The following is a 24,013-nucleotide window of genomic DNA, read 5'->3' on the forward strand; positions in this document are numbered from 1 at the left end:
TTCAACTTCGCCCCTTGCCCGCGGTTCCTTGTCGCGGTCGACTCCGCCTTCACGCGTTTCGTTGCCGAACCGTCTCGTACAGGCACAATGCCGCCGACACCGAGACATTGAGGCTTTCCACCGTGCCCCCAATCGGGATGCGCGCAATCTGGTCGCAGCTCTGCTTGACCAGGCGGCGGATGCCCGCTCCTTCGGCGCCGAGCACCCAGGCGATGCCGGTCTTGGCGTCGATGCCGGACAGGGGCTGCTCGCCGTCCATGTCGGCGGCGATGACCCAGATGTTGTGTTCCTTCAGGTCCTCGATGGTGCGCGCGAGGTTGGTGACCATGAGGTAGGGCACGGTCTCAGCCGCACCGGAGGCGACCTTTTCCACCGTGGCGTTGATGCCGACGGCGCTGTCCTTGGGCGCGATGACGGCGTGGACGCCGAAGGCGTCGGCCGATCGCAGGATCGCGCCGAGGTTGTGCGGGTCGGTGACGCCGTCGAGGATGACCAAGAGCGGCGGCCCCTGAATGTTTTCCAGCACTTCGTCGAGCGACTGCGTCAGCGCGACCGGCTTGACGCGGGCAACGACGCCCTGGTGCTTGGCGGTCTTGCCGACCAATCGGGTCAGGCGGTCGGCTTCGACCTGTGCCAGCTTGACCCCGTTGTCCCTGGCCTGATGCACCAGGTCGCGCGCACGCGCGTCGCGGCGGGTCAAATCAAGGTAAATTTCGAATATCCCTGACGGGTCCTGGCGCAGGCGAGCCAGCACGGGGTGAAAGCCGTAGATAAGTTTTTCTGCGGCGTGCTTGTCGGCGAGCTTCTCGCTCATTTCCGCTTGCCGCCGCTTCTGCCGGCCTTCTTCTTCGGCGCGGCGGTTTCTTCCTGCACCGACTCGATTTCAGCGACCAGGCTGAAATCGATCTTGCTGGTCTCGATATCGGCGCGCATCACCCTGATGCGCACGCGGTCGCCCAGCCGATATTTCTTGCCGGTGCGCTCGCCGAGCATCATGTGCTTGGCCTGGTCGTAATGGAAGTAGTCCTGGCCGAGTTCGGAGACGTGCACCAGGCCTTCGATGAAGATGTCGTCGATCGCGACGAACAGCCCAAAGCTGGTCACCGCGCTCACGGTGCCGTTGTATTCGTCGCCGATGCGGTCCTGCATGAAGTAGGTCTTGAGCCAGGCATCGACGTCGCGGGTGGCGTCATCGGCGCGACGCTCGGTCATCGAGCAGTGGGCGCCGATTTCCGCCAGTCCCTTGGCCGGCAGCTTCTCGCCCAGCAGTACCGCCTTGATGCCGCGGTGCACCAGCAGGTCAGGATAGCGGCGGATCGGCGAGGTGAAGTGGGTGTAGGCCTCGTACGCCAGACCAAAGTGGCCCTTGTTGTCGGGGCTGTAGATCGCCTGCCGCAGCGAGCGCAGCATCACGGTCTGCAGCAGGCCGTGGTCGGGACGGTNCCTGATCTTCTCCAGCAGCGCAGCGTAATCCTTGGCGTGCGGCTTGTCGCCGCCGCCGAGGTCGAGGCCGAATTCGGCGAGGAAGCCGCGCAGCGCGGCGAGCTTTTCGGGCGTCGGGCCTTCGTGAACGCGGAACAGCGCGGGCTGCTTGTTTTCGTGCAGGAAATCCGAGGCACAGACGTTGGCCGCCAGCATGCATTCCTCGATGATGCGGTGGGCGTCGTTGCGGACCACCGGTACGATCTCCTTGATCTTGCCGTTGTCGTCGAAAATGATCTGCGTCTCGGTCGAGCCGAAGTCGATGGCGCCGCGCTTGGCGCGCGCCTTCAAGAGGGTGCGAAACAGCTTGTCGAGCGCCTGCAGGTGCGGCATCAGCGCGGCGTGCTTCTTCTCCGGCTTGGCAGTGCCGGAGAGCCAGTCCCACACCTGGTTGTAGGTGAGGCGCGCGTGCGAATAGATCACCGCCGGGTAGAAGCGGTATTCCTTGATGCTGCCCGCCGTGGTGATGCGCATGTCGCACACCATCGACAGACGGTCGACTTCCGGGTTGAGCGAGCACAGGCCGTTGGACAGCGCCTCCGGCAGCATGGGGATGACGCGGCGCGGGAAGTACACCGAGTTGCCGCGGTTGAAGCCTTCGCTGTCGAGCGCATCCTTGGGTTTGACGTAATGGCTGACGTCGGCGATCGCCACGATCAGGCGGTAGCCGCTGCGGCCCAGCGGCTCGCAATACACGGCGTCGTCGAAGTCGCGCGCGGTCTCGCCGTCGATGGTGACAAGCGGCAGATGGCGGATGTCCTCGCGGTCGGCCATGTCCTTTTTCTGCACCTTGCTCGGCAGCTTCGATGCCTGCGCCTCGACCTCGGGTGGGAACACGTAGGGCAGGTCATGCTTGCGCAACGCAATCTCGATTTCCATGCCTGGGCCGGTGAAGCTGCCCAGAATCTCGGTGACGCGGCCGACGGCCTCGTTGTGCGCGCCGGGCTGGGTGACGATTTCCACCGTGACGACCTGGCCGGATTTTGCTGCGCCCGCATTTTCCGTGGGAACCAGAATGTCCTGGTTGATGCGGCGGTTCTCCGCGATCAGGAAGCCGACGCCGCCTTCGAGGTAGTAGCGGCCGACGACGAACTGGTTGACGTGCTCCAGTACTTCGACGATCTTGGCCTCACGCCGCCCGCGCTTGTCGAAGCCGGCGACCCGTACCAGCACCTTGTCGCCATGCAACACGCGGTGCATTTCCTTGGGCGACAGATACAGGTCGTCACCGCCCTCTTCCGGTACCACGAAGCCGAAGCCGTCAGGATGGCCTTCGACACGGCCCTTGATCAGATCGAGCTTGTCCGGCAGACACAGCTGGCGCTTGCGGTTGAGCATCAGCTGGCCGTCGCGCTGCATCGCGCCGAGACGGCGCTGGAACAAGTCGCGCTCGGCCTCGGTGATGTGCAGCTGCTCGGTAAAGGCCTCGACATCGACCGGGCAGCCCGCCTCGGTAATCAGTTGCAGAATGTATTCGCGGCTCGGCAAGGGCGATTCGTAGCGCTCGACTTCACGTTCGTAGAACGGGTCGGCCAGGCGGATTGCCGGGATCTTGTGCTTGCTGGCGCGGCTACGGGATTTTTTGAAGTCATCTTCGTTGACAATTTATCTACGTCTCTCTAAAATGCGCGCCTTCATTGCCCAGATGGCGGAATTGGTAGACGCACTAGGTTCAGGTCCTAGCGGTGGCAACACTGTGGAGGTTCGAGTCCTCTTCTGGGCACCAAACGCTGCAAGTAAAAGCCGACCTTGTGTCGGCTTTTTACTTTTTCAGATTTCATTTTAACCATCAGGCCTCGTAGGGGTGACGACGCACGATCGTCTCCACCCGGTCCGGGCCGGTCGACACGACGTCCACTGGCACTTCGCACAAGGCCTCCATCCGCTTCAGGTAGGTCTGCGCCTTCTGCGGCAGCTTGTCGAATTCCTGCACGCCCACGGTCGTATCGCTCCAGCCCGGCAGATCTTCGTAAATCGGCTCGACGTGGGCGATCGATTCGGCGCCCACCGGCAGGATGTCGCAGGTCTCGCCGTCGATTTTATATCCCACGCATACGCGCACGGTCTCCAGCCCGTCCAGCACGTCGAGCTTGGTCACGCACAGGCCAGTGACGCCATTGATCTGGATCGAACGCTTGAGCGCAGCGGCGTCAAACCAGCCACACCGGCGTTGCCGGCCGGTGGTGGCACCGAATTCGTGCCCCTTCTCGCCGAGGTACTGGCCGACGTCGTCGAACAGTTCGGTCGGGAACGGCCCCGAGCCGACGCGCGTGGTGTAGGCCTTGGTGATGCCGAGGACGTAGTGCAGCGTGTTCGGGCCGACACCGGCGCCGGTGGCGGCGCCACCGGCCGTGCAGTTGGACGAGGTCACGAACGGATAGGTGCCGTGATCAATGTCGAGCAGCGTGCCCTGCGCGCCCTCGAACAGCAGGTTCTCGCCTGCCTTGTTCGCTTCGTAGAGGCTGCGTGGCACGTCTGCCACCATCGGCTTCAGGCGTTCGGCCAGCGCCATCATTTCGTCGAGCGACTGGTTGAAGTCGACCACGTCGGTCTTGTAATAGTTCTTCAGCATGAAGTTGTGGTGGTCGAGCACCTCACCCAGCTTGGCAGCGAACCGTTCCCGATGGAACAGGTCCTGCAGACGCAGTGCGCGGCGCGCCACCTTGTCCTCGTAGGCCGGGCCGATGCCGCGCCCGGTGGTACCGATCTTGCCGGCGCCCTTGGCGATCTCGCGCGCGCGGTCGAGCGCGACGTGGTGCGGCATGATCAGCGGGCAGGCCTCGCTGAGCTTGAGACGGCTCGCCACATCGACGCCGGCAGCCATCAGCATGTCCATTTCCTCGATCAGCGCGGTCGGCGACAGCACGACGCCGTTGCCGATGTAGCAGGTGACGTTGTCGCGCAGGATGCCGGACGGGATCAGGTGCAACACGGTTTTCTTGCCCGCCACCACCAGCGTGTGGCCTGCGTTGTGGCCGCCCTGGAAACGCACCACGCCCTGTGCGCGGTCGGTCAGCCAGTCGACGATTTTGCCTTTGCCCTCATCGCCCCACTGGGTGCCGATGACGACGACGTTTTTGCTGCCATGGTGCAATCTCCTTTATTTGAGCCTGTTTCAGCAGTAATCATGCCCCACGCCGGTTACCTGCGGGATGCAGTGCAAGGCGCGGGGAGCGAAGTTTGGTTGTTCCAAATGAGCGACCCGCAACGCGGCAATGCGCCCGCAGGCAACCGGCCCTCCGTTGAGACCAGGATCGGCATCTGCGGCGTTGCAGCGCTTGGCAATGGAATAACCATTGCCTGCGCACTGCGCCTTGCATCCATCCGATCCTGGTCTCAACGTGGGGCATGATTACTGCTGAAACAGGCTCATATCCGAGCCGGCAACGACCAGCTCGCGTAAATCCAGACTGAAGCCGGTGGCCGGGCGTGCCCGACCGAATACCCGCCCCACTTCGTCGTAGCGTCCGCCCTGTGCGATCGCATGGCTACGCCCGCCCGTGTAGGCGGCAAACACGACGCCGCTGTGGTAGCCATAGCCGCGCAGTTCGGCCAGGTCATAGGCTGCATCCACCTTGCCGAGCCCCTGATCGATCCGTTCGAGCGTGTCCAGCGCCGCCTGCACCGACGTCAGTTGCGGCAGTCGTGCACGCGCCTCGGCCAGTACGCTGCGATCGCCATACAGTTGCGGCAGTGCAGCAAAGGCCTCGCGCAACGCGGCGGACAGACCTGCAGTCAACACCGTCACGGCGCTGCTGTCCTTGGCCTGCAATGCACCGAACAATTGATGCTCGACCGCACCGGACAGGCCGGCTTCCTGTGCCAGCGCCCGATATACGCCGACGTGGCCGATGTCGAGTTGCAGCGTTTTCACACCGCACGCGTCGAGGCCCTGCAACATCAGCGTGAGAATTTCGAGATCCGCTTCCGCACCGGCTTCGCCATACAGTTCCGCACCGACCTGGATCGGCTCGCGCGAGCGATGGAAACCGTCGGACTGGGTATGCAGCACGCTGCCCGCATAGCACAGGCGGTTCACCGCATTGGCGGCGAGCAGGTGCGCGTCGATACGCGCCACCTGCGGCGTGATGTCGGCACGCACGCCCATCAGCCGGCCGGTCAGCTGATCGACCAGCTTGAAGGTCTTGAGGTCGAGGTCGGCCCCCACACCCGTCAACAATGAATCGACGTATTCCATCAGCGGCGGAATCACCAACTGATAACCGCGACCGCGAAACAGATCGAGCAGCGCGCGACGCATGTCCTCCATGCGCCAGGCCTGCGGCGGCAATACATCCTCGACGTTTTCGGGCAATAGCCAGGCAGTCATTTCAATTCAGTAGCATCAACAAAAAACGCCGCCCAACATCGAGGCAGCGCCGATAAAACGCAATTGGCCGTCGCGGAGCGCCTGCATCCTGCGAAAGCCGTCACGCCATGCGGCAGGTGCGGCAAACGGCAGAATACCCTCAATCACCAGCAACAAGCCCAGTGCAGCCAGCCAGTCCGAACCCGTCATTTACCACCGGCTGCACGCGGGTTCTTCATGTATTTGAAGAAGTCTGCGCTGGGGTCGAGCACCATCACGTCGCTCTTGTTCTTGAAGCTCTCGCGATAGGCCTGCATGCTGCGGTAGAAGGCATAGAATTCCGGGTTCTTGTCATACGCAGCGGCGTAGACCGCCGAGGCCTTGGCGTCGCCCTCACCCTTGACGCGCTGGGCATCGCGATACGCTTCGGCGACGATCACCTGCTTCTGCCGATCCGCATCAGCCTTGATCTTTTCCGCTTCCGCCGCGCCGGTCGAGCGCAGTTCGTTGGCCACCTGCTTGCGTTCGGCTTCCATCCGGCGATAGACGTTTTCCGACACGCTCTCCGGCAGATCGACGCGCTTGATGCGCACATCGACCACCTGCACGCCGATCGAGCGCGCATCCTGGTCGGCCTTGGCGCGAATGAGGTCCATGACCTTATCACGCTGCCCCGAGACGACATCGTGAATCGTGCGTTTGCCGAATTCGGCACGCAGGCCGTCATTCACTGTCTGGTTCAAGCGAATCTGCGCGCGTGTTTCATCGCCGCCGACCGAGACGTAAAACTGCCGGGCATCGATCACGCGCCATTTGATGTACGAATCGACCAGCACGTTTTTCTTTTCCGAGGTGATGAAACGCTCCGGTTCCGCCGCATCCAGTGTCAGGATGCGCGTATCGAAATAGCGGACGTTCTGCACCAGCGGAAGCTTGAAATAGAGGCCAGGCGCCTTCTTGACTGAGACCACTTCACCCAACTGGAACACCAGGGCATTCTGGCGCTGATCGACAGTGAACATGCTGCCGCTCAAGATCACCAGCACCACGACCAGCCCGATCAGGATGGGGGCAGTATATTTGTTCATGGCCGATCCTCCCGATCACGGCTGCGCAAGGCATCGCGCGAGCGTAGATCCACGGGGGCAGGCGGCGTAGGCGTCGCGGCAACCGGAGGTTGCAACAGCGCGTCTGACGCACCGCTGCTGGGCTGGTTGGCAATCTGCTGCAATTTGTCGAGCGGCAGATACAAGAGGCTGTTGCCACCCTTCTGGTCAACCACCACTTTGCTGGTGTTGTTCATCACGGTCTGCATGGTGTCGAGATACATACGCTGGCGTGTCACCTGCGGAGCTTTCTGATATTCGGTCACAATTTGCGAAAAGCGACTGGCATCACCTTCGGCATTGGCAATCACCGCCTGCTTGTAGCCGGCGGCTTCTTCCTTCAGGCGCGAAGCCAGACCACTTGCGCGCGGAACCACGTCATTGGAATACGCTTCCGCCTCGTTCTTCAGGCGCTCGCGATCCTGTCCCGCCTTGACCGCATCGTCGAACGCAGCCTGCACTTGCTCGGGCGGCTGGATGTTCTGCAGCGTGACCTGGCTGATGCTGATGCCGGTCTTGTAGCGATCGAGAATCTGTTGCATCAGCACCTTCGCCCGCGTGGCGATTTCAGCACGCCCTTCGTACAGCACAAAATCCATCTTGTTCTTGCCGACGATTTCGCGCATCGCGGTTTCGGCCACCTGCAACACCGTATCTTCGGGCGCACGATTGACGAACAGGTATTCCTCGGGATCCTTCAGGATGTACTGCACCGCAAACTGCAGGTCGATGATGTTCTCGTCATCCGTCAGCATCAGCGACTCGCGCAGCACCTTGCTCTTGACGTTGTTGCGATAGCCGATTTCGACGGTGCGCACCTGATCGATATTGACGATTTCGCGTGACTCGATCGGCCACGGCAAATGCCAGCGCGGCCCCGGCTCGGTCGTCTCGATATACTTGCCGAAGCGCAGCACCACGCCGCGCTGGCCCGTGTCGACGATATAGAAACCGCTCGCCACCCAAACCAGAAACAGCGCACCGAGCAACAAGCCGAGCAGATTGCCGCCGCCCGCGCCACCCGACGAGAACCCGCCGCCCCCTTCCGTATTCCGGTTGCCAAACATGCCGTTGAGACGCTGGTTAAGGCGCCGCCAGAGCTCATCCAGATCGGGCGGTCCGCTGTTTTTGTTGCGATTACCGTTGTTGCCCCATTGCGGGTCGTTCCAGGCCATATCGTTAAGTTATGCAGAGAGAGCGGTGGATTGGGAGGTATCTTCGCCTGATGCGCCGGCTTCGTCCCGGGCGCGTTCAGCGACCAGGATTTCTGACAGGGCATCACGTANAAGTTCAAGCCCCGCGCCGGATTGCGCGGATACATACACGCTTTGCAGTTTACCATATTCGTCCCGCCCCACCCCTGGCGCAACACCCGTCAGATCGAGCTTGTTGTAGACCCGGAGTTGCGGCACGGCATCCGCCCCGATTTCCGCCAACACCTTGTCGACCGCTTCGATCTGGCGCTCGCGTCCTGGGCTGGCCGAATCGATCACATGCAGCAGCAGATCGGCTTCCGCCGTAGCCTCCAGCGTGGCTCGGAACGCCGCCACCAGGTCATGCGGCAGACGGGTGATGAAGCCGACGGTATCCGAGAGCACCACTTCGCCTACCTGAGGCAGGTATATCTTGCGTGTGGTGGTGTCCAGCGTGGCAAACAACTGGTCGGCCGCGTAGGTGCCGGCACGCGTCAGCGCATTGAACAGCGTGGATTTCCCGGCATTGGTATACCCGACCAGCGCCACCGACAACACATGCTGGCGCGCGCGTGAACGCCGCTGGGTACGGCGCTGCTTGCCCAATTTAGCGAGCCGGTCGCGCAGCGCCTTGACCCGCATCCCGATCAGGCGACGGTCGGTTTCCAGTTGTTTTTCACCCGGGCCGCGCATGCCCACACCGCCGCGCTGGCGTTCGAGGTGGGTCCAGCCGCGCACCAGCCGGGTCGAAAGGTGCTGAAGCTGGGCCAGTTCGACCTGCAGCTTGCCTTCCGCGCTGTGCGCACGGCGCGCAAAAATATCCAGAATCAACGTGACGCGATCGACCACCCGACAATGCACGCGGCGCTCCAGGTTGCGTTCCTGGGCAGGTGACAGTTCGTGGTTGAAGATGACGACGTCCGCTTCGGTGGCAGCGACCAGCGCGGCGATCTCGTCGGCCTTGCCGCTGCCAACGAACAGCGCGGCATCGGGGCGGCTACGCTTGCCCTGCACCTCACCCAGAATTTCTAGCCCGGCGCCGGCCGCCAGCAACCGCAGTTCGGCCACGTTTTCGGCAAAATCCAGATCGCCGAAATCAAGCGCCACCAGGATGACGCGCTCGCCGCCGGCATGCCGTTCAAACAAGGCGATAGCTCCTGCCTACACCCGGATGAATGGGGGTCATGGATAAAACAAGGCAATACAGGGGTGGTTTCACTGGCGGACATTCAGGCTGGCATAGGGGCGGACAGCCATGCGCACCTATGCGAGCGGATTGGAAAGTTTGATTCTAGTCCCGATCACGCCCGTGCGGACGCCCGGAAGGCTCGCCGCCTTCTACAATTCCACCGTGCGCAGGCGCTCGGCCGCCTGTTCCGGATTGATGGTGTTGACGAACAGGCCCGAACCGAGTTCGAATCCGGTGGGTATCGACGTGCGAGGGCAGATTTCCAGGTGCCAGTGATAGCTCGGCGCATGCGCCTGCTGCCGGCTATCGTGCGGGACCGAGTGCAGAAAGAAGTTGTACTGCGCGCCGCCGATGACAGCATCCAGTCGTGCCATGGTGCGCTTCATCACCCGCGCCAGATCGGCCAGATCCTCGCCGCGTACGTCAAGAAAATCGGCCTGGTGCGCCAGCGGCAGGATGTGCACCTCCCATTCGTAGCGGCTGGCGAACGGCTTGATGGCGATGAACTTTTCGCCGCGCTCGACCACGTACTGGCCGACGTTGATCTTGCGCCGCACCGCGCCGGACGTGCGGTCATAAATGGTCGCCTCGAAGGTCAATGCCTCGTCGATCAGCGCGCAGAAGATACAGTGGTGGTGCTTGGCGTAGTGCGCGGCACTATTCTTTACTTCGGCGTCGACGTTCTCGGGCACCACCGGCATCGCGATCACCTGACTGTGCGTATGCGGGATCGACGCACCAGCCGCCGGGCCGAAGTTCTTGAACACCAGCACGTATTTCAGCCGCTCGTCCGACTCGAACAACTGGCGCATGCGCCTCTGGTAGACGCCGAACAGCGCCGTCAGGTGCGATTCAGCCATCTCGTGCACGGCGATGCCGTGTTCATGGTGATCGATGATGACCTCGTGCCGGCCGTAACCGTCGATGGTCTGCTGCAGGCCGAAGTTGAAACCGGCTTGTTCGCGGTCGTCGCCCAGCACCGGGTAAAGGTTCTCGACCATGCGGATCTGCCAGTCACCCTCCGGCGGCCAATGCAGGATCACCGGCGGCGTCTTGTGCTCGTTGCCACGGCAGAACGGGCAGGTTTCGACGTGCTTGCGGGTGTCGCGCGGCGCCAGTTCTTCGGCCTNTTTCGGGCGCATGCTGCGTGCGGTGGCGACCAGTACCGATTCGCTCGGCACGATGGGATTGATGCGGATTTCGCGAACTTCGCTGGATTCGGNGGTATTCGGGTCTGGCATGGGAGGTCTCCTCAGCTGGCAAGCATAAAACAGCCGGCAAGGACTGTCGGTTCATAATTCTTATGCCCCCTGTCACGCTTTTTATCCCCTCGTGCTCAAGGGACTTGCGTTGACGAAGTACGGAGCGGCGCCGACAATGCGGAATCTTTGCTGGTTTCCGGAGTACCCTCATGGACGAAAAAGCCCTGCACGACGAGCAGCGCCTCATGCGCATGATGCGCAAGACCCTGACTTCCATCGTGCGCGATACCGCGCCGCGCGATGGCAATCCCAGNCCCCTGACCGAGGCCACCGTCCTCGGCATCAAGGATTGTCTGATGGTGATTGCCAGCCGCGAGACCGAGCTTGCCCAGCTCACCGGGCGCACCTTGGATGAGCGTCCGCGCTTCACCGACGAGACGCCCACCAGCCACGCCGTCAAGATCAGCAGCATCCCGAAGAAGACGCATTAATGCATCGCGTTCAGCGATGCATTATTTAGAGACAGCCGAATGCCGCAAGCTACCAGCCTGTTCACCGATGTCGAATCGAAAGTCGTCGGTACGTCGGCAGTGGTGATCTATTCGCCTTCAGGCAAGCACCGCAAGCGTTTTCCCGAGGGCGTGGTCGAAGTCTACGCCAGCGAGGACGAGGCGCGTGCGCATGCGGATCCCGCCAAGAGCCGCCACGCCGCCATTGCCAGCGGTCCATCGCGTTCCTCCGAAGGGTTCAAGCTGTTCTATCTGGTGCGCTGGCTGGACTGAGCGTGGTTGGTGCCGATTTATCGGCTTTACAACCACGGCCCACCCTTGCGGGTGAGCCCGCGCATGCGCGGCTCAGGTTGAGCCGTAGACCTTGCGCCGTACCCGCTTCTTGCGCCGCATCCGCGTCGCCTCGCTTTCGGTGAGCGGCGCGCGCGTCTTGCCTTCATACGGATTTTTGCCCGTGTCTTCCTTCACCTGGATCCGAAGCGGCGTGCCCTGCAGCTTGAACGCCTTGCGGAAACTGCTTTCCAGGTAGCGCTTGTAGTCGTCGCGCAAGCCTTCCAGCGCGTTGCCGTGCAGAATGATCACAGGCGGGTTCTTGCCGCCCTGGTGCGCGTAGCGCGGTTTGGGACGGAACAAGCCATTCTTGGGCGGCGCATGCTGCTCCACCGCCATCTCGAGCACGCGCGTCAGCTTGGGCGTCGACATCTTGAGGAAGGCGGCGGCATGCGCGGCTTCGACATCCTTCAACAGGGTATCCAGGCCCTTGCTCTTCAAGGCCGAAATGTAATTGAATCGGGCGAAATCCAGGAAAGCCAGCTTGCGGCCGATGTCGCGCTTGATGTCGTCACGCTGCTCGGCGGACAGGCCATCCCATTTATTCACCGCCACCACCAGCGCGCGCCCGGTTTCCAGCACGAAGCCCGCCAGATGCGCATCCTGCTCGGAAACGTTCTCGCGCGCGTCGAGCACCAGCACCACGACGTTGGCATCCTCGATCGCCTGCAGCGTCTTGATGACGGAGAATTTTTCCACCGTCTCGAACACCTTCCCTTTACGCCGCACGCCGGCGGTGTCGATCAAAATGTAGGGCTTGCCGTCGCGCTCGAACTCGACGTAGATCGAATCGCGCGTGGTGCCGGGCTGATCGAACGCAATGACGCGTTCCTCGCCCACCAGGGCGTTGACCAGTGTCGACTTGCCGACGTTGGGACGTCCCACCAGGGCAATCTTGGGGATGCCGAATTCGTCGGTCTTTTCTTCTTCTTCGGAGAACGGCGCCAGCGCCTCATCCACCAAGTCGGAAATGCCGTCGCCGTGCGCGCCGGAGATCGCCAGCGGCTCGCCCAGTCCCAACTCGTGGAATTCGGCGGTCACCACCGCGCGATTCATGCCCTCGGCCTTGTTGACCGCCAGCAGCACCGGGCACGTCGCACGGCGCAGACGATCAGCGATCACCTTGTCCTGCGGCGTGAGGCCACTGCGCGCATCGACCATGAAAATGATGGCGTCGGCCTCGTCGATGGCCTGCAGTGTCTGGCGCGCCATCTCGGCCATGATGCCCTCCTTGGCCACCGGCTCGAGGCCGCCGGTGTCGACCACCAAATAGGGCTTGCCACCGATGCGCCCGCGCCCGTAGTGGCGGTCGCGCGTCATCCCCGGCATATCGTGCACGAGGGCATCGCGCGTACCGGTGAGGCGGTTGAACAAGGTGGACTTGCCGACGTTCGGGCGCCCGACAAGAACCAAAGTGGGAAGCATCATCCTAGAAACCGTAGTTGGACGCGCCCGAGGGTGCGTCTGGGCAGGTGACTGCCGCGAAGTGAGGAGGCAGCAGGCCGGGGCCTGCAACGACGAACGACAAAGGCAGGCGCGTGGCCAGGCGTGCCGGCGGGTGCGTAGCGGCCTCCATCTGCCGGTGAGTGCGATCGCAGGTTGAAGTATCGATATTCATGCAGCATTCCTAAAATTGAGCGGTCAACTGCGGTTTTTAGGATGATTATCCTTGCTGACGCGTCAGAGCCGACGCGTCGTGTTGTTTACTTGAGCCGGAACGCGACGACATTGCCTTTGGTCGTCTCCACCGCGAAACCCGGCCCGATATCGACTGGCGCCGAATGGACGCCGCTGTCGACTTTCGCACGCGCCACGAAGCTGCCATCCTCGCTCGACAGCACATGGACGTATCCCTCGCCGTCGGCCACCACGACCCAGGCACCGAGTGCCAGCGGTGCGGTCACTGCACGGCGCGCCAGCTTGTCCTGCCGCCAGCCGGCGCGGCCGCTGGTTTTATCGTAGGCCGTCACGGCGTCCTTGTCGTCGGTGACGTAGACATTGCGCTCGTCCATCGCCAGGCCGGTGTTGCTCGAGGTGTCGCGCGCCCACAGCAGCTCCCCGTTGCGGCGGTCGAAACAGGCCACCCGCCCCTGATAGGCAACCGCGCACACCTGGCGTTCATCCACGGCCGGATTGCCCATCACATCAGCCACCCGTTCGAGTTCGGTCGCTCCGCGCGGCAGCGCCACGGTCGCCTCCCACAACTGCGCGCCATTGGCCGCATTGAGCGCAACCAGTTTGCCGCCCGGGAACCCGGCATAGAGCACCTCGTCACGCACGGTCATGCCGCCCGAACCGCGCAGGCTCAATACCGGCAGAGTGCGGGTGTACAGCCATTTGCGGCTGCCGTCGGCGGCCCCGAGCCCCTGCACACGGCCATCGCCCGTACGTGCGATGACAATGTCCCCTACGACCAGCGCCTGGCCGGTCACTTCGCTCGACAAAGCCACTTTCCAGCGCACCTGGCCGCTGGTCTGATCCAACGCCAGCAACTCGCCCTTGGTGCTGCCCACCAGCACCAACCCTTGCCCCACGCCGGCACCGGCCGACAGCTTGGCGTCGGCATCGGTTTTCCACACCGTGTTGCCATTGGCTACCGCGATGCGCACCACGCGGTTGCCGCCTGCGGCAAACACATCGTCGCCTGCGGCCCGGGNGCGGAACAGATAACCGCTGGTATCTCCCGTTTCGCCCTTCCAGGCTTCGGTAAGGCTGGCAGTGGGTTTGAATTCGACCAGTTCCGCGGGCTTGGCCTTGACCGGACCGTGGCCAAACCAGCCGCCCACCGTGCTGGTCATCGAACCGACCGTGCTGCATCCCGACATGACCAGCGCCAGGCCGGCGACCATCATGCGCATCTTCACTTGGTTTCTCCTCCCAGGGCATCGAGCTTCAGTTCGACGATGCTGCGATAGGGATTGTCTTTTTCCATCTTGCCGAACGCCGCCTGATACGCCACACGCGCCTCGGCTTTCTTGCCTTGCGCCATCAGCACATCGCCCCGCATGTCTTCGAAACGGAAGGCGAACGCATCGCTATGCGAGCCTGCCAGGGTTTTCAACGCCACGTCGTATTGTTTCTGGTCGAGTTGCACACCCGCCAGGTGCAGGCGCGCCAGATCCTTGACGGCCGGCTCCTTGCTGTTGGCCACGGCCCATTCCAGCTGGCTCTGCGCGCTTTTCAGATCCTTGTTCATGACATTGAGCTTGGCCAGCAGCATCGCGGCACGTGGTGCATACGCCGTGCCTTTGTACTGGTCGAGCAGCATCGCACCCGCTTCGCGTGCGCTCTTGGCGTCATTTACAGCCAGCGACTGCGTGAGTTNTTCGTACACGGTTGCCGCTTCCAGGCTTTGCGTCACCGTGTGGTTCTGCCAGTAGCGCCNAGCCTGCTGCCCCGCGACCACCACGGCCAGACCGACCATCACCAGGCTGCCCCAGCGTTTCCACCAGGCTTTCAGTTCGTCCAGCCGTTCCTGCTCGTCGAGATCGTAGGTTGCCATGCGCTATGCCTTTTGAGTTGATGCTTCTTGAATGAATTGAATCGCCCGCGCCACCTCGACGCGGGTCTGTTCGCCTGCCTCGCGCAGCGGCTTCAGCGTCACCTGCTGCGCGGCGGCCTCGTCGTCGCCGATGATCACCGCATAACGAGCGCGACTGGCATCGGCCTNTTTCATCTGCGACTTGAAACTGCCGCCGCCACAATGCAGGATCGCGGCGAGTCCGACACTGCGCAGCGAACCGGCCACCTGCCAGGCAAAGGCCTGTGCCGCGTCGCCGGCATGGACGACATAGGCATCGTATGCCGGGGTCGCGATGGTACGTCTACCCGCTTCGACCAATGCCAGCAGCCGTTCGATACCCATCGCAAACCCGGCTGCGGGCGCCGGCTTACCGCCCAATTGCTCGATCAGGCCATCGTAGCGGCCGCCCGCACACACCGTGCCCTGCGCGCCGAGCTGGTCGGTCACCCATTCGAACACGGTGCGGTTGTAGTAATCCAGACCCCGCACCAGCCTGGGATTGATCTCGAAGACAATGCCATTCTCGCGAAGCAGCGTCTGCACCCCTTCGAAATGCGCCAGCGCTTCGTCCTCGAGCTCATCCATCAGCTTGGGCGCCGCATCGTTCAGTGCCTGCATCGCCGGGTTCTTGCTATCGAGGATGCGCAGCGGGTTGCTGTGCAGCCGGCGCCTGGCATCTTCGTCAAGCACGTCCTGGTGCGATGCGTAATAGGCGATCAGTTTCTCGCGGTGCCGCTGCCGCGCAGCATGATCGCCCAAGGTGTTGAGCTGAAGCGTCGGCGCGATGCCCAGTTCCTTCCACAGATCGGCGCACATCACGATCAGTTCGGCATCGACGTCCGGCCCGGCAAAGCCGAGCGCCTCGACGCCGACCTGGTGAAATTGCCGGTAGCGGCCCTNTTGCGGACGCTCATGGCGGAACATCGGTCCGGTGTACCACAATCGCTTACCACCGTCGTACAACAGGTTGTGCTGGATCACCGCACGCACCGACGACGCCGTGCCTTCCGGGCGCAGCGTCAGCGATTCGCCGTTCAGTTCGTCGACGAAGGTATACATTTCCTTCTCGACAATGTCGGTCACTTCACCGATGGCACGCTTGAACAGACCGGTATGCTCGAGAATCGGCGTACGTATCTCGCGGTAGCCGTAGCGCCGCAGCCAGTCGCGCACGATCGTCTCGAACCCCTGCCACGTGTCGCTGACATCGGGCAGGCAGTCGTTCATGCCGCGCACGGATTGAATGTTATTGCTCATAACGTAATCAACAGAAATGCATTTCACGCAGTGCCGTAATGGCTGCGCACATAGTCTTCGACGATGGTCTGGAATTCTTCGGCTATCTTCTCGCCTTTCAGCGTCACCGTTTNTTCGCCGTCGACGTATACCGGCGCGACCGGCACTTCGCCCGTACCGGGCAACGAGATGCCGATATTGGCATGCTTGGACTCGCCAGGGCCGTTGACCACGCAACCCATCACCGCCACCTGCATGGATTCGACACCGGGATACTGGCTGCGCCACACGGGCATCTGGGTACGCAAATAGGTTTCGATATCCTGCGCCAGTTCCTGGAATACGGTGGAGGTGGTACGACCGCAGCCAGGACAGGCCGTGACCTGGGGTGTGAATGCACGTAAGCCCAGCGCCTGCAGGATTTCCTGGCCGACACGGACTTCCTGAGTGCGCTCGCCGCCCGGCTCGGGCGTCAAGGATATCCGTATCGTGTCGCCGATGCCTTCCTGCAGCAACACCGACAAAGCCGCGGTCGAAGCGACGATGCCCTTGCTGCCCATGCCGGCTTCGGTCAATCCGAGGTGCAACGGGTAGTCGCACTGCGACGCCAGATCACGGTAGACCGATATCAGATCCTGTACCCGGCTCATCTTGCATGACAGGATGATCTTGTCGCCGCCGAGCCCCAATTCCTCGGCCTTCCTGGCCGATTCGAGCGCAGATGCGACCATCGCGCGGCGCATCACGACCTCGGCGTCTTCCGGCTGTGCAAGCCGGGCATTGTCATCCATCATGCGCGCTGCCAGCGCCTGGTCGAGGCTGCCCCAGTTGACGCCGATGCGCACCGGCTTGTCGTATCGGCATGCCACCTCGATCAGCGTGGCGAACTGCTCGTCGCGCTTGTTGCCCCGACCGATATTGCCGGGATTGATGCGCAGCTTGGCCAGCGCTTCTGCGCACTCGGGCACCTGGGTCAAGAGCTTGTGGCCGTTGAAATGGAAATCGCCGATCAGCGGCACGCGACAGCCCAGCACGTCGAGGCGCTCACGAATGCGCGGCACCGCAGCGGCGGCGTCCAGCGTGTTGACAGTCAGCCGCACCAGTTCCGATCCAGCCTCGGCGAGCGCCTGCACCTGACGCACGGTCGCGGTGATATCGACTGTGTCGGTGTTGGTCATCGACTGCACCACCACGGGGGCGTCACCGCCGACCCGCACTTGGCCGATCTGCACCTGACGGGTGGGACGACGGATAATCTGGGACATCATTCTTCCAGCGTGAAGCGGGCAACCGTCACGTCAATAAAGGGTTTCAGGTCGATGGGGCGGCCGTTGTACGTCATCTGCACCTGCGTGGCATTGCCAATCACCACATCGAAGGGAGGCTGGCCGTGAACGTCCGCGCTGCTACCTGCGGGATTGAGTTGACGCATCAGCATGCGACCGCTGGCATCCTTGATCTCGGTCCACGACTCGTCGCCGAAATCGAGGTGCAGCACACTGCCCTCCGCCGCAGACTCGGCCGTCCCAGACGTCGTAGCCTCAGGCGACGTACCGTCAGCCGCAGCAGGGATCACGGGCGACGCGGGCGCAGGCGACACGACATCAGCCGGTGCAGCGACAGGGGCGGTTGCGACGGCCGGTGCCGGGCGCGGCTGTATCACGGCGGGTGTCGGCGCATCGGTGCGCTCTCCCCATCGCTGTTGAGCCACGCATACAAGGCAACCGGCACGGCCACCACCAGCAACAGGCCGAGCAGCGACAAGATCAGCCACGGAGACGTCAGCCATGACCGCGGCAGCGCCGGTTCGGTCGGAACGAACGCAGCCGGTTCGGTCGGAGCGCCATCCATGCGCGCCAGCAGGGACTCCGGCACCAGCCCCAACAGACGCGCATAGTTCCGCACAAAGCCACGTGCGAAAACGGGCTGGCCCAGGCTCTCGAAGTCGTCCCGTTCCATCGCCTCCACCTGGCGATGCATCAGACGCAGACGCACGGCTGCATTGTCCAGCGTGATGCCCTGTGCTTCGCGTGCTTCCTGCAAAATCTGGCCGACCGAGGCCAGCCCACTCCCACTCATTCGAAATGCCCCGTCAGCAACTGCTGCGTCTCGTTCGAATCGGGGAAGCGTTTGCGCAGCTGCAAGGCATAGGCGGCTTCCTGCGCCCGATCACCCAGCTTGCGTTCCAGCCGCACGCCCAGCCACAGGCTTTCGGCAGACGGCGGCGCCAGCTCGTCATGCCGCCCCAGCAGACGCTGCGCTTCCGCCAAGCGCCCTTGGCGGAAATACAGTCCGGCCAGCTTGAGGACGGAGTTGGGGCTATCGGGCTGCAGTTTGAGCGCCTTGCCCAAATTGGCCTCGGCCAACGCGATATCGCCCTTCTTTTCGGCGCACAAGCCGGCATTGGTCATGGCCAGTTCGGGCTGCGTGTACAAAGGGTTGCGAATGGCAGCGCTGAATTGCGCCAGGCCTTCATCGTAGCGGCCGCGGGTACAGAGAAACCAGCCGTAGTTGTTGTGCGCGTTCGAATCGTTGCGATCGAGTTCAATGGCGCGACGGAAATTTTCCTCGGCCAGTTTGTCCTCGGCCAAATCCATGTAGATCATGCCGTAAATGTTGTAGGCCGGGCCATAGCGATTATCGGCCATGATCGCCTTGCGCAACTCGTCGAGTGCGACCTTGTACTGGGTACGCGCGACATAGGCCCCGGCCAGATCCGTGAATGCACGGGCACGTTCGCGACTCTGGCTGTCAGCCTCGCTGGCGGCCACACCGCCGCTCCCGTCCATCGGCTGTGCCGCGCAACCCGCCAGCAATGCCGCTGCAACCAGTACCCCTACCCATTTCTTCACGCTGCCTCCTTGTGCATTCGCTTCATGACACGCCCGCTCTTGTCCGCGACTTTCCCGGCCAGTTGCCCGCAAGCCGCATCGATATCGTCACCGCGCGTCTTGCGCGTGGTCACCACCAAGCCTGCATCCTGCAGGATCTGGCGAAACACGCGCATCGACTCTGTCCGCGGTTTTTCGTAGCCCGAGTCCGGAAACGGATTGAAGGGAATGAGGTTGAACTTGCACGGCACGTCGTGCGTCAGCTCGACCAGCTGGCGCGCATGCTCGGGCTGGTCGTTCACGCCGGCCAGCATCACGTATTCGAAGGTGATGAAGTCGCGCGGCGCATGCACCAGATAACGCCGGCAGGCGGCCATCAATTCGCGCAACGGATACTTCTTGTTGATCGGCACGATCTGGTCGCGCAACGCATCGTTGGGCGCATGCAGGCTCACCGCCAGCGCGACCGGACAACGTTCGGCCAGGCGGTCCATCGCCGGCACCAGGCCGGATGTGGATACCGTCACCCGTCGCCGCGACAGGCCGTAGGCATGGTCATCGAGCATGATCCCGAGCGCGGTCACCACATTCTCGAAATTCGCCAGCGGCTCGCCCATCCCCATCATCACCACATTGGTCACCGGCCGATCGGAAATTTCGCCGGCGCCGTGATTGAACGCGGTGCGATTCGGCTCGGTCTTGAGGCTGTGGTGCGCCACCCACAACTGGCCGATGATTTCGGCCACCGTCAGGTTGCGATTGAAGCCCTGCCGCCCGGTCGAGCAGAAGGTGCACTCGAGCGCGCAGCCGACCTGCGACGACACGCACAGCGTGCCGCGGTCGTCTTCCGGGATGAATACGGTTTCGATGCCGTTGGCGACACCGACGTCGAACAGCCACTTGCGCGTGCCGTCCGCCGAGGTATGCGCGTAGTTGATCGCCGGCGCCTGCACGCAGGCCTGCTGCTGGAGTTTCTCGCGCAGGCTCTTGGCGATGTCGGTCATCTGCGCGAAATCGGCCACCCCAGACTGGTGCATCCAGTGGAACACCTGACGGGCGCGGAACGGCTTTTCGCCAAGTTCGGTGAACCAGGCGGCCAGACCATCCAGATCGAAATCGAGCAGATTCTGCGGCATGCGTAGGGTTTAGCGGCCCGCGTAGACTTCGCTGGCCGGGAAGAAGTAGGCGATTTCGATCGCCGCGGTTTCCGGGGCATCGGAACCGTGCACGGCATTGGCATCGATGCTCTCGGCGAAGTCGGCGCGGATGGTGCCCGCTTCGGCCTTCTTCGGATCGGTCGCGCCCATCAACGCGCGGTTCTTGGCGATCGCGTCTTCGCCTTCCAGGACCTGCAGCACCACCGGACCCGAGATCATGAATTCGACCAGATCCTTGAAGAACGGACGATCCTTGTGCACGGCGTAAAAGCCCTCGGCTTCCTGGCGCGACAAATGCTTCATTTTCGACGCAACGACCTTGAGGCCATTGCTCTCGAAACGGCTGACGATCTTGCCAATCACGTTCTTGGCGACGGCATCGGGTTTGATGATGGAAAAAGTGCGCTGAACAGCCATGTGTATGCTCCAGACAAAAGAGGGAAAACAGGAAAAAGGTTCAAAAACCATGAAAATCAGCCCGCTAGAATAACATGGCCCACCCCGGACTGTCTTGTCCTGCCGGCGGGCGGCGGTTTGCCGGGCTTGCCCGGGCGCATGCAACGCCATGGCTCGTCAGGGTTCGACGTGCGGCAGCAGCCCCGCCTCACCCGGCGCGGCCCCCAGGTCGGCGTCAAAGCCGATTCCCGCCGCCCACACCAATCGGCCGTCGCACCACATCAGCGGCATGCGTGCCCGCTGCCAGGGCGGGATCCCGTGTTCCTGCAGCAGGTTCTTCAGGCTGCGCCGAGGACCGCCGGCGTGAAGCCTGAGGTGCTCACCGCCCGCCCGTACACCAAGCGTGACGTCGCCTGCGGCCAGCGCCGTCTGCCGGAGCCCCGTTCCGCTCGCCCGGTCCATCCGCACGCTGACCCCGGCGGCCGGCACCCAGATTGCCGCCTCGCCCTGCCAGCGTATCGGCTCCGTCCAGCGCGGCAACGGCGCCACCAGATAGGCCCCGCCGCGGTAGCGCCACAACGCCACCTGTCCCAGATTGACGCGCACCCGCGCATCCTCATGCGCATCCCGCAACTGGTGCAGGGCCTCATCGAGCCGGCGCAGGCTGGGCATGGGCTGGCCGTGCTGCTCGATGAAGTGGCGCAGCAGGTTGCGGGCCCGCACAGTCGAGAGGCGCGCCAGCGCGGCACAGTCGAGACGGTCGCCGGCGATGGCCTCCCGTGCATCCAGCCGTGCCAGATCGTCCAGTAATTCTGCGGCATCGGCCTGCAGCGCGGCCGCACGTGCCAAGGTGCGGCCGGCGCNCGGAAAATGCTGCGCCAGCAACGGCATCACCTGCTGACGTAGCGCGTTGCGGCGATATCGGGTGTCCCGGTTGCTTTCGTCGTCGATCCAAGCAAGGCCCTGCTCCCGCGCGGTACGCAACAACTCGGCGCGAGGAATGGACAGCAACGGCCGCAATTGGGTTGCGTGCCAGCCAGGCTGGTCTTGCCGTTCGGCCATGGCCGCCAGCCCTTTCGGCCCGGCGCCACGCAGCAATTGCAGTAGAAGTGTCTCGGCCTGATCGTCCTGATGGTGTGCCGTGAGGAGAAAATCCACATCCAACGCAGCAAAGATCCGTTGACGTTCCCGCCGCGCAGCCGCTTCGATGCCGGCCGGATCGTCGCGTGCGATCTGCACACGATGGACGGCCAGTTCAACTGCGTGCGTTGCACATAGCCGGTCGCAGAAATCAGCCCAGTCGTCCGCATGGGGCGACAGGCCATGGTGCACGTGCACCGCCTGCAGTTCGAATGGATGGAGGTCGCGCAACGCCAGCAGGGCATGCAGCAGGGTGACAGAATCGAGCCCGCCCGACAGGGCCAGCGTCAGCCGTGCATGCGGAGGAGCGTGGCGGCCAAGCACGTCCGCCACCTCTGCAACGATCGCCTTATTTGGCGGGGTTTCCTTGAAGCTTCCATACGCCCGCAGACGCTGGTAACGCGTATCCAACAGGGCGTCGAGCGACTGTTTGCGCAATTCGGCGAGCGTATCGGTCAGTGCGCGGCGCATCGCCTGGAACATGGCGTCCCAGTCGCGCTGCGCGCCTCCCAGCGGCTCTTCGACGATGCGGTCGACCAGCCCGTTGGCTTTCAGGCGATCGGCGGTGATGCCCAGGGTTTCGGCAGCAACCGAGGCCTTGTCGGCGCTCTTCCACAGGATCGAGGCGCAGCCTTCCGGCGAGATCACCGAATAGGTGGAGTACTGCAGGATCAGCATGCGGTCGCCGACGCCGATCGCCAGCGCGCCGCCCGAACCGCCTTCGCCAACGATGGTGCACACGATCGGCGTCTTCAGCTCGGCCATCACATAGAGATTGCGCGCGATCGCCTCGGATTGCCCGCGTTCCTCAGCGCCGATGCCGGGATAGGCTCCCGGCGTGTCGATGAAGGTGAAGATCGGCAGGCCGAACTTTTCGGCGAGGCGCATCAGCCGCAGGGCCTTGCGGTAGCCCTCGGGACGCGGCATGCCGAAATTGCGGTAGATCTTTTCCTTGGTGTCGCGGCCCTTCTGGTGGCCGATCACCATCACCGGCTCGCCGTTGAAGCGAGCCATGCCACCGACGATCGCGGCATCGTCGGCATAGGCACGATCGCCGTGCAGTTCGACGAAATCGGTGAACAGCCCCTGCACATAGTCCAGCGTATACGGGCGCTGCGGATGGCGCGCCACCTGCGACACCTGCCAGGCATTGAGCTTGGCGTAGATGTCCTTGGTCAGCGTCTGGCTCTTCTTCTGCAGGCGGCGGATTTCTTCCGAAATATCCAGCGCGGAGTCATCCTGCACAAAGCGTAGTTCTTCGATCTTGGCTTCGAGCTCCGCAATCGGCTGCTCGAAATCGAGGAAAGTGGTTTTCATCGGTGGTCTTTATCAAACTGTCACAAAAACAGGTCAGCCGGGCATTTTAGCAGCCCGGCGCCTTTACCATCCGATTCGGCGCCATGTGGCTTAATGATGGTGATGGCCGTGCGCACCGTGCGCGTGACGATGGGCGACTTCGTCCGCCGTCGCCGCACGCACGTCGGCCACGACGCACTGAAAATGCACGGCCTGGCCGGCGTAGGGATGATTGCCGTCGACCACCACCTTGTCTTCGGCGACATCGGTCACGGTGTAGAGCATTTCCTCGCTGCCGTCGACTGGTGAACCGACGAACTGCATGCCGACCTCGATGTCGGCAGGAAATGACTCACGGGGTTCCAGCCGCACCAGATCTTCCTCGAATTCGCCGAATGCATCGGCCGGCTGCAACTTGAGGTCGACGGTCTCGCCGACGGCCTTGCCTTCCAGCGCCTGTTCCACCAACGGGAAAATGTTGTCGTAGCCGCCGTGCAGATAGCTGACCGGTTCGTCGCTCTCCTCCAGCAGCTTGCCGTCCATGTCCTTGACGATATAGGTGATGGTGACCACGGTATCCTTGCCAATATTCACTTGAGTTCCTTTACCAGTTGGAGCACTTCCGCCGCATGGCCGCGGCTGGAAACGCCATACAGTGCGTGACGGATGACGCCCTGTTTGTCGATGACGAAGGTGGAGCGAACCATGCTCTTGCGCATGACGCCATCCACTTCCTTGTCCTGCAGTACGCCATATGCCGTACAGGTGGCCTGCTCCTTGTCGGCCAGCAGCCTCACGCTGATGCCGTGCTTGTCGCGAAACTCGCCATGCTTGATGCAATCGTCGCGCGAAACGCCGAGTACGGCGGCACCCAATTTGGAGAACGCGTCTTCCAGTTCGGAAAACTCGATCGCTTCGGTCGTGCAGCCCGGTGTATCGTCGCGCACATAGAAATACAGCACCAGCGTCTTGCCCCGGAACTGGGACAACTCGACGATGTTCATGTCCGCGTCGGGGTTGGAAAAGTCCGGCGCCCGATCTCCTGCTTTCAGCATGGGTTACTCCGCCTTAGTGTCTTTCCGGCAGCATTCTAACAGCCCTGCAGGTGCCGCAT

Annotated in this window: 25 protein-coding genes, 1 tRNA gene and 1 pseudogene; 3 read left to right on the plus strand and 24 right to left on the minus strand. The window is 62.9% G+C overall.

The features are described 5' to 3' along the window. Positions 1-49 precede the first annotated feature (49 nt). Positions 50-814 (minus strand): 23S rRNA (guanosine(2251)-2'-O)-methyltransferase RlmB, encoded by a 765-nt coding sequence (rlmB, locus tag HZY77_RS07985; protein WP_296820459.1) that lies wholly within the window; start codon positions 812-814, stop codon positions 50-52. Further along, on the minus strand, positions 811-3,033 hold the full coding sequence (gene rnr, locus HZY77_RS07990; protein ID WP_296820871.1) for a ribonuclease R: 2,223 nt from the start codon (positions 3,031-3,033) through the stop codon (positions 811-813). Before rnr ends, rlmB begins: the two co-directional genes overlap by 4 nt. A gap of 88 nt (positions 3,034-3,121) precedes the next feature. Here rnr and HZY77_RS07995 point away from each other — a divergent pair. Beyond that, positions 3,122-3,208 (plus strand) — tRNA-Leu (locus HZY77_RS07995). A 63-nt stretch (positions 3,209-3,271) separates the two neighbouring features. On the opposite strand, the gene HZY77_RS08000 is transcribed toward HZY77_RS07995, so the two are convergent. The 7 genes from HZY77_RS08000 to HZY77_RS08030 form a co-directional block, all read right to left on the minus strand. Next, complete coding sequence (locus HZY77_RS08000; protein WP_296820461.1) at positions 3,272-4,576, minus strand: adenylosuccinate synthase; 1,305 nt, start codon at positions 4,574-4,576, stop codon at positions 3,272-3,274. A 258-nt stretch (positions 4,577-4,834) separates the two neighbouring features. Next, entirely contained in the window at positions 4,835-5,812 is a 978-nt protein-coding gene (locus tag HZY77_RS08005; protein WP_296633247.1) for an ATP phosphoribosyltransferase regulatory subunit, read from the minus strand. A 15-nt stretch (positions 5,813-5,827) separates the two neighbouring features. Continuing rightward, positions 5,828-6,001: a DUF2065 domain-containing protein gene (locus HZY77_RS08010; RefSeq protein ID WP_296820463.1), complete on the minus strand. Its 174-nt coding sequence runs from the start codon at positions 5,999-6,001 to the stop codon at positions 5,828-5,830. Next, positions 5,998-6,879, minus strand: coding sequence for a protease modulator HflC (gene hflC, locus HZY77_RS08015; protein ID WP_296820465.1), 882 nt, complete (start codon positions 6,877-6,879; stop codon positions 5,998-6,000). The genes HZY77_RS08010 and hflC overlap by 4 nt, the downstream gene beginning before the upstream one ends. Continuing rightward, positions 6,876-8,072, minus strand: a complete 1,197-nt coding sequence (gene hflK / locus HZY77_RS08020; RefSeq protein WP_296820469.1) for an FtsH protease activity modulator HflK — start codon at positions 8,070-8,072, stop codon at positions 6,876-6,878. Before hflK ends, hflC begins: the two co-directional genes overlap by 4 nt. A gap of 9 nt (positions 8,073-8,081) precedes the next feature. After that, entirely contained in the window at positions 8,082-9,236 is a 1,155-nt protein-coding gene (gene hflX, locus HZY77_RS08025; RefSeq protein WP_296820471.1) for a GTPase HflX, read from the minus strand. A 192-nt stretch (positions 9,237-9,428) separates the two neighbouring features. Then, entirely contained in the window at positions 9,429-10,520 is a 1,092-nt protein-coding gene (locus HZY77_RS08030; RefSeq protein WP_296820473.1) for a DUF4931 domain-containing protein, read from the minus strand. A gap of 170 nt (positions 10,521-10,690) precedes the next feature. Between HZY77_RS08030 and HZY77_RS08035 the strand changes: the two genes are divergently transcribed. Then, the gene (locus HZY77_RS08035; protein WP_296820476.1) at positions 10,691-10,972 is read left to right on the plus strand and encodes a hypothetical protein; all 282 of its coding nucleotides are present in this window, start codon (positions 10,691-10,693) and stop codon (positions 10,970-10,972) included. 39 nt (positions 10,973-11,011) lie between these two features. Next, positions 11,012-11,263, plus strand: coding sequence for a hypothetical protein (locus HZY77_RS08040; RefSeq protein ID WP_296633228.1), 252 nt, complete (start codon positions 11,012-11,014; stop codon positions 11,261-11,263). A gap of 72 nt (positions 11,264-11,335) precedes the next feature. On the opposite strand, the gene der is transcribed toward HZY77_RS08040, so the two are convergent. The 15 genes and pseudogenes from der to HZY77_RS08115 form a co-directional block, all read right to left on the minus strand. Further along, positions 11,336-12,745, minus strand: a complete 1,410-nt coding sequence (gene der / locus HZY77_RS08045) for a ribosome biogenesis GTPase Der (RefSeq protein ID WP_296660837.1) — start codon at positions 12,743-12,745, stop codon at positions 11,336-11,338. Between the two features lie 4 nt (positions 12,746-12,749). Beyond that, positions 12,750-12,938: a hypothetical protein gene (locus tag HZY77_RS08050; protein ID WP_296633225.1), complete on the minus strand. Its 189-nt coding sequence runs from the start codon at positions 12,936-12,938 to the stop codon at positions 12,750-12,752. Positions 12,939-13,023: 85 nt separating this feature from the next. Beyond that, positions 13,024-14,178, minus strand: coding sequence for an outer membrane protein assembly factor BamB (gene bamB / locus HZY77_RS08055; RefSeq protein WP_296820872.1), 1,155 nt, complete (start codon positions 14,176-14,178; stop codon positions 13,024-13,026). A gap of 2 nt (positions 14,179-14,180) precedes the next feature. Continuing rightward, the gene (locus tag HZY77_RS08060) at positions 14,181-14,822 is read right to left on the minus strand and encodes a tetratricopeptide repeat protein (RefSeq protein WP_296820478.1); all 642 of its coding nucleotides are present in this window, start codon (positions 14,820-14,822) and stop codon (positions 14,181-14,183) included. A 3-nt stretch (positions 14,823-14,825) separates the two neighbouring features. After that, on the minus strand, positions 14,826-16,100 hold the full coding sequence (hisS, locus tag HZY77_RS08065; RefSeq protein WP_296820481.1) for a histidine--tRNA ligase: 1,275 nt from the start codon (positions 16,098-16,100) through the stop codon (positions 14,826-14,828). 23 nt (positions 16,101-16,123) lie between these two features. Next, entirely contained in the window at positions 16,124-17,344 is a 1,221-nt protein-coding gene (gene ispG, locus HZY77_RS08070) for a flavodoxin-dependent (E)-4-hydroxy-3-methylbut-2-enyl-diphosphate synthase (protein WP_296820484.1), read from the minus strand. Further along, positions 17,344-17,577 carry a DUF4115 domain-containing protein gene (locus HZY77_RS08075; protein WP_296820486.1) on the minus strand — a complete coding sequence of 78 codons (234 nt, stop codon included), beginning with the start codon at positions 17,575-17,577 and terminating at the stop codon, positions 17,344-17,346. Before HZY77_RS08075 ends, ispG begins: the two co-directional genes overlap by 1 nt. A gap of 161 nt (positions 17,578-17,738) precedes the next feature. Continuing rightward, on the minus strand, positions 17,739-18,158 hold the full coding sequence (locus tag HZY77_RS08080; protein WP_296820488.1) for a helix-turn-helix transcriptional regulator: 420 nt from the start codon (positions 18,156-18,158) through the stop codon (positions 17,739-17,741). Continuing rightward, positions 18,155-18,931, minus strand: coding sequence for a type IV pilus biogenesis/stability protein PilW (pilW, locus tag HZY77_RS08085; protein ID WP_296820491.1), 777 nt, complete (start codon positions 18,929-18,931; stop codon positions 18,155-18,157). The genes HZY77_RS08080 and pilW overlap by 4 nt, the downstream gene beginning before the upstream one ends. Further along, on the minus strand, positions 18,928-20,046 hold the full coding sequence (rlmN, locus tag HZY77_RS08090; protein ID WP_296820494.1) for a 23S rRNA (adenine(2503)-C(2))-methyltransferase RlmN: 1,119 nt from the start codon (positions 20,044-20,046) through the stop codon (positions 18,928-18,930). Before rlmN ends, pilW begins: the two co-directional genes overlap by 4 nt. A 9-nt stretch (positions 20,047-20,055) precedes the next feature. Then, on the minus strand, positions 20,056-20,484 hold the full coding sequence (ndk, locus tag HZY77_RS08095; protein ID WP_296820496.1) for a nucleoside-diphosphate kinase: 429 nt from the start codon (positions 20,482-20,484) through the stop codon (positions 20,056-20,058). 156 nt (positions 20,485-20,640) lie between these two features. Next, the gene (gene tilS / locus HZY77_RS08100) at positions 20,641-21,936 is read right to left on the minus strand and encodes a tRNA lysidine(34) synthetase TilS (RefSeq protein WP_296820873.1); all 1,296 of its coding nucleotides are present in this window, start codon (positions 21,934-21,936) and stop codon (positions 20,641-20,643) included. 30 nt (positions 21,937-21,966) lie between these two features. Further along, positions 21,967-22,920, minus strand: a pseudogene (locus tag HZY77_RS08105) (acetyl-CoA carboxylase carboxyltransferase subunit alpha); the annotation flags it as partial. Between the two features lie 90 nt (positions 22,921-23,010). Then, complete coding sequence (locus HZY77_RS08110; protein ID WP_296633204.1) at positions 23,011-23,493, minus strand: peptidylprolyl isomerase; 483 nt, start codon at positions 23,491-23,493, stop codon at positions 23,011-23,013. Continuing rightward, positions 23,490-23,954 carry a peroxiredoxin gene (locus HZY77_RS08115; RefSeq protein WP_296820499.1) on the minus strand — a complete coding sequence of 155 codons (465 nt, stop codon included), beginning with the start codon at positions 23,952-23,954 and terminating at the stop codon, positions 23,490-23,492. Before HZY77_RS08115 ends, HZY77_RS08110 begins: the two co-directional genes overlap by 4 nt. Positions 23,955-24,013 lie beyond the last annotated feature (59 nt).

The organism is Thiobacillus sp. (assembly GCF_013693775.1).
GTDB lineage: Bacteria > Pseudomonadota > Gammaproteobacteria > Burkholderiales > Thiobacillaceae > Thiobacillus.

Coding starts and splice junctions, on each gene's coding strand:
- rlmB (WP_296820459.1), bottom strand. CDS start 814: ATGAGCGAGAAGCTCGCCGACAAGCACGCCGCAGAAAAACTTATCTAC.
- HZY77_RS08005 (WP_296633247.1), bottom strand. CDS start 5,812: ATGACTGCCTGGCTATTGCCCGAAAACGTCGAGGATGTATTGCCGCCG.
- HZY77_RS08010 (WP_296820463.1), bottom strand. CDS start 6,001: ATGACGGGTTCGGACTGGCTGGCTGCACTGGGCTTGTTGCTGGTGATT.
- hflC (WP_296820465.1), bottom strand. CDS start 6,879: ATGAACAAATATACTGCCCCCATCCTGATCGGGCTGGTCGTGGTGCTG.
- hflK (WP_296820469.1), bottom strand. CDS start 8,072: ATGGCCTGGAACGACCCGCAATGGGGCAACAACGGTAATCGCAACAAA.
- HZY77_RS08040 (WP_296633228.1), top strand. CDS start 11,012: ATGCCGCAAGCTACCAGCCTGTTCACCGATGTCGAATCGAAAGTCGTC.
- der (WP_296660837.1), bottom strand. CDS start 12,745: ATGCTTCCCACTTTGGTTCTTGTCGGGCGCCCGAACGTCGGCAAGTCC.
- HZY77_RS08050 (WP_296633225.1), bottom strand. CDS start 12,938: ATGAATATCGATACTTCAACCTGCGATCGCACTCACCGGCAGATGGAG.
- HZY77_RS08080 (WP_296820488.1), bottom strand. CDS start 18,158: ATGAGTGGGAGTGGGCTGGCCTCGGTCGGCCAGATTTTGCAGGAAGCA.
- rlmN (WP_296820494.1), bottom strand. CDS start 20,046: ATGCCGCAGAATCTGCTCGATTTCGATCTGGATGGTCTGGCCGCCTGG.
- ndk (WP_296820496.1), bottom strand. CDS start 20,484: ATGGCTGTTCAGCGCACTTTTTCCATCATCAAACCCGATGCCGTCGCC.
- HZY77_RS08115 (WP_296820499.1), bottom strand. CDS start 23,954: ATGCTGAAAGCAGGAGATCGGGCGCCGGACTTTTCCAACCCCGACGCG.